Below are 13,753 nucleotides of genomic sequence, written 5' to 3' on the forward strand. Positions count from 1 at the left end.
GCACCACCATGTTCAGGTATCTGCCCTACCTGCTGGTCCTGGCGCTGTGGATATACGCCTTCATCGACTGCCTGAACACACCCGAGGAAGAGATCCGGGGACTGCCCAAGGTGGTCTGGGTCATCATCATCCTGCTCTTCGGCGAAGTGCTGGTGGGCCCGATCGCCTGGCTCGTCGCGGGCAAGGTGCGCCGCGCCCCGGTGAACGGCTCCACCCCCTCCGAGTGGCACCGCAACCACCGCATGGACTGGGTCGCGCCCGACGACAACCCCGCGTTCCTCACCTCCTTGAAGGAGGAGAACAAGAAGGACGAGGCGCTCCTCAAGGACTGGGAGGCCGACCTGCGCCGCCGCGAGGAGGATCTGCGGCGCCGTGAGCACGGCGAGGACTCCAAGGACTGAGCCTTGGGTACCGGGCTCCGGAGACCGGCAGCGGCAACTCCCCCACGCGCAGGCGCCGTACGGCGTCCGACGGGCCCGGTGAGGCCGAAGCGGCGGACACCCGCTCTCACCACGTTGCCCGGACGATGCGGCGGGCGGAGAGTGAAGGCATGGACCGGGCGCAGGCACACGAATGGCTCGCCACCGCCGTAGCGGAGGCCCGCACCGGCCTCGCCGAGGGCGGCATCCCCATCGGCGCCGCGCTGTACGGCGCGGACGGCGCGCTCCTCGGCCGCGGCCGCAACCGCCGCGTCCAGGACGGCGACCCGTCCCTGCACGCGGAGACGTCCGCCTTCCGCGCGGCGGGCCGCCGGCCCTCCTACCGGGGCACGACGATGGTGACGACTCTCTCCCCCTGCTGGTACTGCAGCGGCCTGGTCCGCCAGTTCGGCATCTCCCGGGTCGTCGTCGGCGAGGCGACCACGTTCGTCGGCGGCCACGACTGGCTGGCGGAACACGGTGTGGAGGTGGTCCTCCTCGACGACCCCGAGTGCAGGGCGTTGATGCACGCGTTCATCGTCAGGAACCCGGCGCTGTGGAACGAGGACATCGGACGCGGCTGAGGACCGTACCGCCACCGCCGGTCCGAGTCCGTGGCGGAAGCGACCTCGATGCCCGCACCGGCACCCGGGACGTCGGTGCGCGGGAGCCGGAGCTGTTGAGCATCGGCTCGGCTCCGGGCTTCGGCACCGTCACCGCCCTCGGCCGACGCGCGGGAACGGGAGGTTCCCCGTCCTCATGGAGAAATGCACCCCGGCAGGGCGCGCCGTTCGACCCGGCGGCGCTCCGCGTCAACGTCGGTGATCCGGCGGTCGATCGGTCCCGTCGCCCGCCACCTGGGCGAGCAGGCGCTCGAAGCGCTGCCGCCAGCCCGGGTCCCGGTCGTCGCCGCTCTCGTGGGTGAATCGCACCGTCGTGCCCTGCGGCCTGCCCGGTTCCAGATGGAAGCGGATGCGGCCGCGGCCCTCCACCGTGTATTCGGCGACCCGTTCCACGTCCCATGCCGTGATGCGGCCCCGGGCCGTGCCGCCGGGCAGCCGGAGTCCCACCGCGCCGCCGAGCCGCGGTTCGAACGGCTCGGCGGCGGCCAGCCACTGCCGCAGGCCCGCGGCGGTGGCCAGAGCGCGCCAGACCTCCTCCACGGGCCGGGGCAGGTGCAGCACGTAGTGCCGTACGTGCATGTCCCCCCGATGCTCGGCGGTGCCCTCTTCGATGGGATCGGTCATGACACCAGCCTGGCGCGCGACCGGGGGATCCGCACGTGTTACGGGCGCTCGCCCGCCTTGTCGACGACCGTCCGCTCCAGAATGGCGCCGACGCCCGTGACCTGGCCCTTCGCACCCCGCCGCCGCTCCCCCGGGTGACCGCGACGCCCTCCCGGCCCGTCGAGTCCTTGACGTGCCGGACCGGCGTGACGGCTGTGGACGGACCGTGCGTACGCGTCGAAGAGCTCTCCGAACGCGCCGTGATCGCCCGCACGGATACGTGTCCTCAGGTGCGTGTCCACGTCTCTCACCTGCGCGTACGGCGAAGGCCGGTTCCGGTGACCTGGGTCACCGGAACCGGCCTCTGTGGTGGGGAGCTCGCGCGGCGGGGGCTTACACGCCCGCGTACGAGTGCTTGCCGCCCACGAAGATGTTCACGCCGTAGTAGTTGAACAGCCAGCACCCGAAGGCGATGAGCGCGATGTAGGCCGCCTTGCGGCCCTTCCAGCCGGCCGTGGAACGGGCGTGCAGGTAACAGGCGTACGCGACCCAGGTGATGAAGGCCCAGGTCTCCTTCGGGTCCCAGCCCCAGTAGCGGCCCCAGGCGGACTCGGCCCAGATGGCACCCGCGATGATCGTGAACGTCCACAGGGGGAAGACCGCCGCGTTCACGCGGTAGGCGAACTTGTCGAGGGACGCCGAGGCGGGCAGCCGCTCCAGCACGGAGGTGGCGAAGGTGCCGGGCTTGCCTCCCGAGGCGAGCTTGCTCTCGTAGGAGTCCTTGAACAGGTAGAGGATCGTGCCGACCGCGCCGACGTAGAAGACCGCGCCGCAGAGGATCGCGGTGGACACGTGGATGTACAGCCAGTACGAGTGCAGGGCCGGGACGAGCTGGTCGCTGGCCGTGTACAGGACGGTGACGGCGAGACCGAGGTCGAGCAGGACGGTGGTGATCAGGAAGAGGCCGAGCCAGCGCACGTTCTTCTTCAGGGCCAGCAGCGCCAGGTACACGCCCACGGCGACCGTGGAGAAGGTGATGTTGAACTCGTACATGTTGCCCCACGGCGCCCGCTGCACGGAGGCCGCGCGGGCGACGACGCCGGCGAGCTCGACGGCGAAGGCCAGCACGGTGAGCGACACGGCGACGCGGCCGTAGAGGTCGCCCTGCTCGTCGCCTCCGTGGGCGCCGGGGCCGTCCGGTACGTCACGGGCACCGGCCGCGGCACGGGTGACGACCTTGGGCCGCTCGAGCACCGCCGTGCCCCCGGCCCTCCTGACCCTGACGGCGGGCGCCTGCGCGCTCCTGGCACCGTCGGTGGTGAGCGCGTTCGCCGTACGGGCGACCTTGCTGCGGCTGCCGAAGAGCCATTCGGCGATGTACGCGAAGAAGGCCAGGGTGTAGACGGCCATCGCGGAGTAGATCAGCGTATTGCTGAGATGCGCGAGGTGTTCGTTGGTGGCGGTGGCGAAGGTCACTTCTTCTGGGCCCCTTCAGCGGCAGGTACGGGGGTTGTGGCGCCCGGCTCCTGATCGGGGTCGGCGTCCTTCTGGTCGGTCTTCGTGGGTGCCCGGTCGTGCACGAGCGCGGCCAGGTCGCCCAGTTCCTCGGGCAGCTTCGCGGACTCGCTGCGGCCGAGGCCCGCCATCTCGACGACGGTCACGCCGTCGGCCCCCGTGGTGGCGCGCACCCAGACGCGGCGGCGCTGGATGAACAGGGAGCCGGCCAGTCCGAAGATCGCGGCGAGCGCGCCGCCGAGCGCCCAGCCGTTGCCCGGCTGCTGCACGACCTGGAAGCCGGCCCACTCCTTGATGTCCTTGTCGAACGTGATCGAGCCGTTGCCCCCGGGCAGCGTCATGCTCTCGCCGGGCAGCAGACGCGCCGTCAGCTTGTTGCCCTTGGCGTCCTTGAACTGCTTCAGGTTCTTGGTGTTCAGCTGGTACACGTTCTGCGGGATGCCCGCGTTGACGCCCAGGTCCCCGTGGTACGCGGTCACCGCGAGCACCGGGAAGTCGAGCCCCGGGAACTGGGAGTACATCGTGCCCTTGCCGGCACCCGCGAAGGTCGGCACGAAGAACGCGGCGAAGCCGAGCTGGTCGTGCACCCCCTGGGCGTTCCGGTATCCGTCGTAGACCTTGACGGCGCCCTGCGAGGTCGCGTTCGAGTCGATGGGCAGCAGTGGCACGGCGCCCTGGAAGACGATGTCCCCCTTGCCGTCCCGGACGGTGACGGTGGGGGCGTACCCGTGGCTGACGAGGTAGACCTTCGCGTCGCCGATGTTCAGCGGCTCGTTGACCCTGACGGTGGTCTTCTTGCCCTTGCCGTACGCACCCACGCTGTAGGTGATGGCGGCCTCGTACGTGCGCGGGGTGCCCTTGTTCGGGCCGCTGCGCTCGTAGGTGCCGGTGAACCGGTCGAGCTTGAAGCTGAACGGCACCAGGTCGTCGTCGGTGAACAGGCTGCCGGACTTGAAGTCGTCGTACTGGGTGAGGGTGTTGGAGAACCCGTCGCCCTCGACGACCAGCTTGTTGCCCTCGGACTTGTAGAGCTGTCCCCAGGCGAAGGCGATCAGCATCACGATGAGGGCGACGTGGAAGGCGAGATTTCCGGCCTCGCGCAGATAGCCCTTCTCGGCTGCGACCGCGTCACCGGTGACATGCGCACGGAAGCGGCGCCGCTTGAGCACCTTCAGCGCGGCCTCACGGACCTGCTCGGGGTTGGCGTCGGTGCGCCAGGTCGCATAGGCGGGCAGCCGGGTCAGCCGCTTGGGCGCGCCCGGCGGGCGGCCCCTCAGCTGGCCCACGAACTGCCAGGTGCGCGGCACGATGCAGCCGATGAGCGAGATGAACAGCAGGATGTAGATCGCCGAGAACCACACCGAGCTGTACACGTGGAACAGCCCGAGCTTCTCGTAGATCGGCCCCAGCGTCGTGTGGGCGTCCATGAAGTCCTGCACCTTGAGCGCGTCGGTGCCGGACTGCGGGATCAGCGAACCGGGGATCGCCCCGAGCGAGAGCAGGAACAGCAGGAGCAGTGCGACCCGCATGGAGGTCAACTGCCGCCAGAACCACCGGCCCCAGCCGATGATCTCGCGCGCCGTCCAGGTGACCCAGCCCCGTGGTCCGGGGGCGCGGGAGCCGCCGAACGAACCGGGCATGGCCGTCTCGGTGGGCGCGGTGGACAGTTGCGAGCCGGCCTCGCCGAGGTCGGCCTCGGAGCCGTTGGCGGGGCTCTCGTCGCTGTGCACGTCGGTGCTCCGTGTGTCGCTCATGGATCAGATCCCCACCGTGAAGCCGTTGGACCAGCTCTGCATCTGCTGGACGATGCCGTCCCAGGCGCCCGTCAGCAGCAGCAGGCCGGTCACGATCATCATGGTGCCGCCGATACGCATCACCCAGACATAGTGGCGCTTGACCCATCCGAAGGCGCCGAGCGCCTTGCGGAAGGCGACGGCGGCGAGGACGAAGGGCACTCCCAGACCGAGGCAGTAGGCGACGGTCAGTATGGCCCCGCGTCCGGCGCTCGCCTGGTCGGAGGAGAGCGCCAGTACGGAGGCGAGGGTGGGCCCGATGCACGGAGTCCAGCCGATGCCGAACAACGCGCCGAGAAGGGGTGCGCCCACCAGGCCGGTGGCCGGCCGCTTGTGGAAGCGGAACTCGCGCTGGGTGAGCCAGGGCATCAGCCCCATGAAGAACACGCCCAGCACGATCATCAGGGCGCCGAGCACCTTGGACAGGGTGGCGTTGTGCTCCTGCAGCGTCTGGCCGAAGTAGCCGAACAGCGCGCCGCTGGAGACGAACACGGCCGTGAAGCCGAGCACGAACAAGGAGGCACCCGCGACCATCCGGCCGCGCCGGGCCTCGGCGAGGTCGGTGCCCGTGACGCCGGTCACGTAGGAGAGGTAACCGGGTACGAGCGGCAGGACGCACGGGGAGAAGAACGAGACGAGGCCGCCGAGGAGGGCGACGGGCAGCGCGACCAGCAGCGCCCCGTTGAGGACGGTCTGGTTCGGGTCGGTGGCCGCGGCGAGCGTGGACACTGCGCTCACGTCACTTCTCCGCGACGACCGGGGCGAGCATCCCGCGCAGCTTGTCCTCGCTGAGGGCCTGGAGCGTGCGCGCGGCGACCTTCCCCTCCCGGTCGATGACCAGTGTGGAGGGGATCGCCTGCGGGTTGAGCGTGCCCTTCGCGAAGCGGAGCATCAGCTTGCCGGTCGGGTCGTACAGGCTCGGATAGGTGACCCCGTACTGCTTCTCGAAGGCACGGGCCGGCTGTGTGCTGGTGTCACGGGTGTTGATGCCGACGAACTGGACGCCCTTGCCCTCCATGTCCTTGGCGACCTTGACGAAGTTCGACGCCTCGGCGCGGCACGGCGGGCACCAGGAGCCCCAGACGTTGATGACGACGACCTTGCCCTTGTAGTCGGCGACGTCGAGCTGCTTGCCGTCGATCGTGCTGCCGGACAGGTCCGGGGCGGCGGACCGCTCACCCTGCTTGACGGTCGCGATGCCGTCCTTGCCGGTGATGAAGTTGGTGTTGCCGGAACCCCCGGACGTGCCACCGGATCCGCAGGCCGACAGGACGAGCGCGGCGACGGCGGCTCCGGCGGTGGCCAGGGCGGCGCGTCGGCGGCTGCGGTCACGGGTGCGGTTCAGGCGCTGGGGGGTGCGGCGGGCGGCACTCATGTGAAAAGTTTCGCATGTCCGATCCGGGGATCTTGCGCACCCCCCTTGCGGGTGGAAAAGCGCATTTCAGGCGGCGTTCGACGGGGTGCTCGAGGCATCCGCCCCCGCGCCCGGGAGGAACGCCTTCCAGCCACCCGCCGGCTGCTGTCCCACGTCCAGGGTCTGCAGCTTGCGCACGGTCTCGGGCTTCTGGACGTCGAGCCAGTCCGTGAACTGCCGGAAGGACACGAGCCGTACGTCGCCGCCCTTCTCCTTCTCGCGCGCGATGTACTTGAACGCCTCTTCGACGGCGTCCATGTATATGCCGCCGTTCCAGTGCTCGAAGTGGTTGCCTATGAAGTAGGGCGCACGATTCGTCTCGTATGCCCGCTTGAATCCGGATATGTAGGCGTTCGCCGCCTGAGTGCGCCAGCCCGGGTAGTTGTACGAGGGCGCCTGGGTCGTCCTGATCGACTGGTTGGCGAGCATGTTGTAGTCCATCGACAGGACTTCGAAGGTGTGCCCGGGGAACGGGATCAACTGGAGCGGGAAGTCCCACAGTCCCTGCCGCTTCACCGGCCAGCGCTGCCGGCCGCCGGGAGAGGAGGCGTCGTAGCGCCAGCCCAGCTCGCGGGCCGTCGGCAGCAGGTTGTCCTGGCCGAGGAGGCAGGGCGTGCGACCGCCGATCAGTTCCTTGTCGTAGTCGAAGGGCAGGGCCGGCAGATCCGTGAAGCCGGTGTTGGTGCGCCACTCCTTGACGAAGGACTTGGCCTGGTCGATCTCGCTGCGCCACTGCTTGGGCGTCCAGTTGCCGACCGTGCCGAAGCCGGAGCAGAAGTGGCCGTTGAAGTGGGTGCCTATCTCATGGCCCTCGAGCCAGGCGCGGTGGACGTTCTCCAGGGTGGCGCGCACGTGCGCGTCCGTCAGATAACCGATGTCGGAGGCGCCCGGCGCGTTGTTCGGAGGCAGGTACAGACGCTTCTTCGACTCGGGCAGCAGATAGAGCCCGGAGAGGAAGAAGGTCATGTGGGCGCCGTGCTCCTTGGCGAGGTCGAGGAAGCGCGGGAAGAGGCCGTTGCCGACCTCGCCGGCGCCGTCCCAGGAGAAGACGACGAACTGCGGCGGCGTCTCACCCGGTTCCAGGGGCCGCGGCCTGTCCGGCTGGTCGGGCTGCTTGCCGGTGTCGGAGGTGGAACCGTCACCGAGGAGGCGCGCGGTGGCGGTGGGCCTGGGGCTGGGGCGGGAACTCCCGGCGTCGGCGCGGCCCCCCTTGCCGGAACCGCGTCCCGGGCTCGCGCCGTCGTGCGACTGGGAGCCGCACGCGGCCAGTCCCATGGCGGCCGCCGCACCGGCACCGAGTCCCATCAATCCCCGGCGGCTGATCTCCCGCATCCCGTCCTCGTCTCATAGCGCGCTCTCAGCGGTCACACAGTGAGAGGGCGCGTCGGAGACAAAGGTTCCGCTCAAGCCGCTGCTGTGTCGCGGATTTTACGAAGATACGACTGGATGACGGACTTGCGTACGACTTGTGACGAAACGTACGTCCTGGTGCAGGGCGTGCGCCCAACGGCGCACGCCTCCATCACCCGGCCCCGATCGGTCGGGGCCGCCCCTACGGCTCAGGCCCCGAAGGCCTTGTCCTTGCCCTTCACGGGCTTGGCCCCGGCCAGCAGATGGGCCGGAACCAGGTCCCGGGCCGGCTCGGTGTAGCCGACCGACACGATCTTGTCGCCCTGGTACGTGAACGTGGTCAGCGAGGCGAGCGTGCACTGCCGCTTGCGCGGATCGTGCCACAGGCGCCGCTTCTCCACGAAACTGCGCACGATCCAGATCGGCAGCTGATGGCTGACGCAGACGGCCTCGTGCCCGCGCGCCGCGTCCTTGGCGGCGTCCAGCGCCCCGATCATCCGCACGACCTGGTCCACATAGGGCTCGCCCCAGGACGGCTTGAACGGGTTGACCAGGTGCTTCCAGTTCTCCGGCCGCCGCAGCGCGCCGTCCCCGACCCCGAAGGTCTTGCCCTGGAAGACGTTGTCGGCCTCGATGAGCCGCTCGTCGGCGGCGAGGTCGAGCCCGTGCGCCTTGGCGATCGGGGTGGCCGTCTCCTGCGCCCGCTCCAGCGGGGAGGCGACGACATGGGTGATGTCACGGGAGGACAGGTGGTCGGCGACCCGCTCCGCCATCTGCCGCCCCAGTTCGGACAGGTGGTAGCCGGGGAGCCGCCCGTACAGAACGCCGTCCGGGTTGGCGACCTCCCCGTGACGCATCAGGTGGACGACGGTGATGTCACTCATGCTGCCGTGGCCTCCGCTGCTGCACGGGCCGCCGCGGGAAGCGCGTCGGCGATCCGCTGGATCGCGCGCTCGTCGTGGGCGGTGGAGACGAACCAGGATTCGAAGGACGAGGGTGGCAGATAGACACCCTGGGAGAGAAGGGAGTGGAAGAAGGCCGTGAACCGGAAGGACTCCTGGCTCTTGGCGTCCTCGTAGTCGTGCACCGGGCGATCGGTGAAGAACACGGAGAACATGTTGGACGCGCTCTGGAGCCGGTGCTCCACGCCTTCCTTGGACAGCGCGTCGGTGACGAGCGTACGGATCTCCGCGGAGACCGCGTCGACCTTGGCGTACGCGGCTTCGTCGAGCAGCCGCAGCTGGGCGAGGCCGGCGGCGGTGGCGACCGGATTCCCGGAGAGGGTGCCCGCCTGGTAGACGGGTCCGGCCGGGGCGAGGTGCGCCATGACGTCCGCGCGTCCGCCGAAGGCCGCGGCGGGGAAGCCTCCGCCCATGACCTTGCCGAAGGTCATGAGGTCGGGCTCGACCCCGTCGATGCCGTACCAGCCGGCCCTGCTGGTCCGGAATCCGGTCATGACCTCGTCGGAGATGTACAGGGCGCCGTTCTCCCGGCAGAGGTCCTTCAGGCCCTGGTTGAACCCGGGCAGCGGCGGCACGACGCCCATGTTCCCGGGAGAGGCCTCGGTGATCACGCAGGCGATCTCTCCGGGATGAGCGGCGAAGGCGGCGCGGACGGCCTCGAGGTCGTTGTACGGGAGAACGACGGTGTCCCCGGCCTGGGCGCCGGTGACTCCGGGGGTGTCGGGCAGGGCGAACGTGGCCACTCCGGACCCGGCGGCCGCCAGCAGCGAATCGACGTGCCCGTGATAACAGCCGGCGAATTTGACCACCTTGGCCCTGCGGGTGAATCCGCGGGCCAGCCGGATCGCCGACATCGTGGCTTCCGTCCCGCTGGAGACGAGCCGCACCTGTGCCACGGGCGCGACCCGGGCGACGATCTCCTCGGCGAGCGCGACCTCGCCCTCACCGGGCGTGCCGAAGGAGGTACCGCGCGAGACCGCCTCCTGTACGGCGGCGATCACCTCGGGGTGGGAATGCCCGAGAATCATGGGCCCCCAGGAACAAACAAGATCAACATATTCGCGCCCGTCGGCATCGGTCAGATAGGGACCGTCACCGGACACCATGAACCGGGGCGTACCGCCCACGGCGCGGAAGGCGCGCACCGGAGAGTTCACGCCGCCCGGCGTGACGGCCGACGCGCGCTCGAAAAGAGTCTGCGAAACTGGGGCTTCGTACGGATAGCTCACACAAGCCATGGTGTCAGAGCCCGCAAAGATCCCGCGGAGAGGTGTTTGAACGCACGTTTCGGCGGGCGGCCGTGGGGGAGGTCACTGACACGATGATCGGGTTGCGCGGCGGGGGCCACGCGTCCTAGAAAAGCACTCGGGTGGAGATATGCATCGCGGTGGCGGACTGGGCGAGGGGACCGATGACCTCGGTCCTCGGCGTGCCCGGCGGGGAAGGCACCGGCGCGACGCGGAAGAGACGAGCGAGAGACGCCAGGCGCAGAGCGCGCAGGGCGGAGCTGAGCGGATCGACCGGCTGTCACGTATGGATGGCATGGACCATGCGAACCGTAGGGTTGATCGACTCGGGTCTGGGAGCGGGAATGGTGGCCGGGTGGGGGTGACGTACAAATACTTCGGTGCGCCGGACGGCGCCACCGCGGCCCGGGTCCCGATCTCGATGCGTCCCGAGGAGCTCGGCGGTGACGAGCTCGGCATGGGCGGCATGTTCACCAAGATCAAGCCGGAGACCATGGCGGCGATGGTCCTCACGGGCATCGAGGGCGTCCCGCTGCACAAGGTCCCGCCGCTGGAACTGGTGGTCCTGCACCCCGATTACGCGGTGGTCAAGCTCCCCATGACGGTCGTGGACCCCCTGCGCGGCATAGGCGAGGAGGCGGTGGGCGCGGCGGCGTTCATCTGGTCGACGGTTCCCGACCGGGGCGGTCCCCGGGACGCGTTCAACGTCTACCAGCTGCTGCACGAGTGGCAGGATTTCAGCCATCGCCTGCACGAGGCCGGGCATCAGCCGTACTGCCTGGTGTGGCCCTGATCCGGAGTTCCTGATCACGCTGCTCCGAGCCGCGCCATGACGCTGCCGGTCCACGGAGGAGGGGCGCCCCGAAGACGGGACGCCCCTCGACCTCGTGGCGTCACTTCACGGTGACGAACACCGTGACGTGTGGCGTCACTTCACGCTGACGATCACCGTCGGCGAAACCGTCGCGCCATGGCTCACCCGGAACCTCTCCGAGCCCCTGGTGGTGAGCTTCGTGGCCATGAAGGTGTAGTTGTTGGCCTGGCCGACCTTGACGGTCTTCACGGTCACCCACTTGGTGCCGTCGAACCGCTGGAGCGACAGGGCGTCGCCTATCTTCAGACCCGTCGCGGCGCCCGTGAACGTCACCGACTCACCGGACTGGAGTTCGGTCCTGGAGGCGTTGACGCTGATCGAGACCATCGTCGCGGTCTTCACCGTGGTCGCGTTGTGCTGTGTCGCCGGGGCGGCGAAGGCGCCGGCAGCACCGGTGGCCAGCAGCGCGACGGACAGCGCACCAACGGGGAGCAGACGGGCGGAACGGGTGCGAAGTGAGGACTTCACGGTTGTCTCCTGTACTGTGACGGATCCCCCACTGACGGATTCCCCCACCTTGCGCGCACCACTGAGGCTTCCACGGAGCCGAGCGGGCGGCGACCCGTCTGTCACTGGATTGCAGTAACGAGACAGGCCCGAAGATCGCCACTTTAAGTGATTTCACCAGGTCGTTCGGGTAATCGTGACGCCCGACTTTCTTACGTCGGCTTCACTTCGCACCGGCCGTCGACGCCCTCGGCGCGAGCGTGCGGAACGCCTTCGGCACCTCGACGGATCCGTGCGCCGCAGGTCGGCGCCGGTGCTCGCCCGCCGGGCAGGCCAACTCGGCCGCGCCCGAGGGTGGTTGTCGCCGCCACGAGACGCGCTTCGGGTCCCGTCGGCCGGCGGGGCACTTGCCGTCGACTGCCGGTCCCGGCGCACCGCACCTCGGATGCCGCCATCCGGGCGCTGTCCGCAGGCCCGCTGATCGGTCTCTGCCTACGCTGGAATTCGGTCTCTTCGTCGGCCGGAACCGTACGCCAGGAGAGCGCGCCGATGGACACCACCGAACACCCACCACCCGCGAGCCGGCTGCGGGCGTGGATGCTGGAGGGGCTGTCCGACATGGGCAGGGGCTCCGCACAGCAGCCCCCCACCGAGCCCGAACCCCCGCACAAGGGCCAGCCCTGGTGGCGGGTGATGTGCCTGACCGGCGTCGACTACTTCTCCACCCTCGGCTACCAGCCCGGCATCGCCGCCCTCGCCGCCGGACTCCTCTCCCCCATCGCCACCATCGTCCTGGTGATCGTCACCCTCGCCGGCGCCCTCCCCGTCTACCGACGCGTCGCCAAGGAAAGCCCCCACGGCCAGGGCTCCATCGCCATGCTCGAACGACTGCTCTCCTTCTGGAAGGGCAAGCTCTTCGTCCTGACCCTGCTCGGCTTCGCCGCCACCGACTTCCTGATCACCATCACCCTCTCGGCAGCCGACGCCTCCACCCACCTCATCGAGAACCCCCACCTCACCAGCACCCTCCACGGCCACCAGATGGTCATCACCCTGCTCCTGATCGCCCTCCTGGGCGCGGTCTTCCTCAAAGGCTTCCTGGAAGCCATCGGCGTCGCCTTCACCCTGGTCGGCATCTACCTGGCACTCAACGCCGTGGTCGTCGCCGTCGGCCTGTGGCACGTCGCCACCGCCGGCCACGTCGTCACCGACTGGACCGGCGCACTGACCACCGAACACGGCAACGTCTTCGTCATGGTCGGCCTCGCACTGATCGTCTTCCCCGAACTCGCCCTCGGCCTGTCCGGCTTCGAGACCGGCGTCGCCGTCATGCCCCATGTCCAGGGCGACCCCGAGGACACCGAGGAAGAACCCACCGGCCGCATCCGCGACACCCGGAAGCTGCTGACCACGGCGGCCGTCATCATGAGCGGCTTCCTCATCACCACCAGCTTCATCACGACCCTGCTGATCCCGGAGAAGGAGTTCCGGTCGGGAGGTGCCGCCAACGGCCGTGCGCTGGCCTATCTGGCGCACGAGTATCTGGGCAACGCCTTCGGCACCGTCTACGACGTCTCGACCATCGCCATCCTGTGGTTCGCGGGCGCCTCCGCGATGGCCGGGCTGCTCAACCTGATGCCCCGCTATCTGCCCCGCTACGGCATGGCCCCGCACTGGGCGCGCGCCGTGCGGCCGATGGTCATCGTCTTCACCCTGGTCGCCTTCCTGGTCACCTGGATCTTCGACGCCAATGTGGACGCGCAGGGCGGCGCCTACGCCACCGGTGTGCTGGTGCTGATCAGCTCCGCCGCGATCGCGGTGACCATCGCCGCCCGCAAGGCCGGCCAGCGCAACTGGACCGTCGTCTTCGCCGTGATCTCGGCCGTCTTCCTCTACACCACCGTCGCGAACGTCATCGAGCGGCCGGACGGTGTGAAGATCGGCGCCTGTTTCATCGCCGGCATCATGCTGCTCTCCCTGCTGTCCCGGCTGGCCCGTGCCTTCGAGCTGCGGGTGACCAGCGTGAGCCTGGACACCATGGCGGAGCGGTTCGTCCGCGACATCGCCAGCCGCAAGATCCGGTTCATCGCCAACGAGCCGGGCAGCAGGGACGCCGCCGAGTACCGCGACAAGATCGAGCAGATCCGGGCGGACCACGACCTCCCTCAGCAGGAGGACTTCGTCTTCGTCGAGGTGACGGTCGGCGACCCCTCCGAGTTCGAGACGTGCCTGACCGTGCGCGGTGAGGTGCTGCACGGCCGCTACCGCGTACTGACCCTCGAGTCGTCCTCGATCCCGAACGCCCTCGCCGCGCTGCTGCTGCACGTCCGCGAGACCACCCGCTGCACCCCGCACATCTACTTCGAGTGGACCGAGGGCGATCCCTTCCGCAACTTCCTCCGCTTCTTCCTCTTCGGGCAGGGCGAGGTGGCACCGGTGACCCGCGAGGTACTGCGCGAGGCCGAACCCGAGCGACGGCACCGGCCTCGCGTCCACGTCGGCTGAG

14 protein-coding genes are annotated in these 13,753 nt (G+C 69.3%); 4 read left to right on the forward strand and 10 right to left on the reverse strand.

Features of this window, described 5'->3' with window-relative positions; genetic code table 11:
* Nucleotides 1–8 precede the first annotated feature (8 nt).
* Nucleotides 9–401, forward strand: coding sequence for a PLD nuclease N-terminal domain-containing protein (locus RCR19_RS16285; RefSeq protein ID WP_331265802.1), 393 nt, complete (start codon nucleotides 9–11; stop codon nucleotides 399–401).
* Nucleotides 402–550: 149 nt separating this feature from the next.
* Nucleotides 551–1,003 carry a nucleoside deaminase gene (locus RCR19_RS16290; protein ID WP_331265803.1) on the forward strand — a complete coding sequence of 151 codons (453 nt, stop codon included), beginning with the start codon at nucleotides 551–553 and terminating at the stop codon, nucleotides 1,001–1,003.
* Nucleotides 1,004–1,231: 228 nt separating this feature from the next.
* Here RCR19_RS16290 and RCR19_RS16295 read toward each other — a convergent pair whose 3' ends face one another.
* The 9 genes from RCR19_RS16295 to hemL all read right to left on the reverse strand — a co-directional run bounded on the left by RCR19_RS16295 (nucleotide 1,232) and on the right by hemL (nucleotide 9,917).
* Entirely contained in the window at nucleotides 1,232–1,666 is a 435-nt protein-coding gene (locus RCR19_RS16295; RefSeq protein ID WP_331265804.1) for an SRPBCC domain-containing protein, read from the reverse strand.
* 38 nt (nucleotides 1,667–1,704) lie between these two features.
* Nucleotides 1,705–1,947, reverse strand: coding sequence for a hypothetical protein (locus RCR19_RS16300; protein ID WP_331265805.1), 243 nt, complete (start codon nucleotides 1,945–1,947; stop codon nucleotides 1,705–1,707).
* Nucleotides 1,948–2,038: 91 nt separating this feature from the next.
* Nucleotides 2,039–3,121, reverse strand: coding sequence for a c-type cytochrome biogenesis protein CcsB (gene ccsB, locus RCR19_RS16305; RefSeq protein ID WP_331265806.1), 1,083 nt, complete (start codon nucleotides 3,119–3,121; stop codon nucleotides 2,039–2,041).
* Entirely contained in the window at nucleotides 3,118–4,914 is a 1,797-nt protein-coding gene (locus tag RCR19_RS16310; RefSeq protein WP_331265807.1) for a cytochrome c biogenesis protein ResB, read from the reverse strand. The genes ccsB and RCR19_RS16310 overlap by 4 nt, the downstream gene beginning before the upstream one ends.
* Before the next feature lie 3 nt (nucleotides 4,915–4,917).
* Nucleotides 4,918–5,691 (reverse strand): cytochrome c biogenesis protein CcdA, encoded by a 774-nt coding sequence (locus RCR19_RS16315; protein ID WP_220293149.1) that lies wholly within the window; start codon nucleotides 5,689–5,691, stop codon nucleotides 4,918–4,920.
* A 1-nt stretch (nucleotide 5,692) separates the two neighbouring features.
* Nucleotides 5,693–6,328 carry a TlpA disulfide reductase family protein gene (locus tag RCR19_RS16320; RefSeq protein WP_331265808.1) on the reverse strand — a complete coding sequence of 212 codons (636 nt, stop codon included), beginning with the start codon at nucleotides 6,326–6,328 and terminating at the stop codon, nucleotides 5,693–5,695.
* 66 nt (nucleotides 6,329–6,394) lie between these two features.
* Nucleotides 6,395–7,699 carry a hypothetical protein gene (locus tag RCR19_RS16325; protein ID WP_331265809.1) on the reverse strand — a complete coding sequence of 435 codons (1,305 nt, stop codon included), beginning with the start codon at nucleotides 7,697–7,699 and terminating at the stop codon, nucleotides 6,395–6,397.
* A 227-nt stretch (nucleotides 7,700–7,926) separates the two neighbouring features.
* Nucleotides 7,927–8,601, reverse strand: a complete 675-nt coding sequence (locus RCR19_RS16330) for a histidine phosphatase family protein (RefSeq protein ID WP_331265810.1) — start codon at nucleotides 8,599–8,601, stop codon at nucleotides 7,927–7,929.
* Nucleotides 8,598–9,917, reverse strand: a complete 1,320-nt coding sequence (gene hemL, locus RCR19_RS16335) for a glutamate-1-semialdehyde 2,1-aminomutase (protein ID WP_331265811.1) — start codon at nucleotides 9,915–9,917, stop codon at nucleotides 8,598–8,600. The genes RCR19_RS16330 and hemL overlap by 4 nt, the downstream gene beginning before the upstream one ends.
* 139 nt (nucleotides 9,918–10,056) lie before the next feature.
* Here hemL and RCR19_RS16340 point away from each other — a divergent pair, with 139 nt between their 5' ends.
* Entirely contained in the window at nucleotides 10,057–10,719 is a 663-nt protein-coding gene (locus RCR19_RS16340; RefSeq protein ID WP_331265812.1) for a hypothetical protein, read from the forward strand.
* A gap of 135 nt (nucleotides 10,720–10,854) precedes the next feature.
* On the opposite strand, the gene RCR19_RS16345 is transcribed toward RCR19_RS16340, so the two are convergent.
* Complete coding sequence (locus RCR19_RS16345) at nucleotides 10,855–11,268, reverse strand: hypothetical protein (RefSeq protein WP_331265813.1); 414 nt, start codon at nucleotides 11,266–11,268, stop codon at nucleotides 10,855–10,857.
* Nucleotides 11,269–11,796: 528 nt separating this feature from the next.
* On the opposite strand from RCR19_RS16345, the gene RCR19_RS16350 reads away from it, so the two are divergent.
* Nucleotides 11,797–13,752, forward strand: coding sequence for an amino acid transporter (locus tag RCR19_RS16350; protein ID WP_331265814.1), 1,956 nt, complete (start codon nucleotides 11,797–11,799; stop codon nucleotides 13,750–13,752).
* Nucleotide 13,753 lies beyond the last annotated feature (1 nt).

Source organism: Streptomyces sp. WAC07094 (assembly GCF_036320405.1).
GTDB lineage: Bacteria > Actinomycetota > Actinomycetes > Streptomycetales > Streptomycetaceae > Streptomyces > Streptomyces lannensis.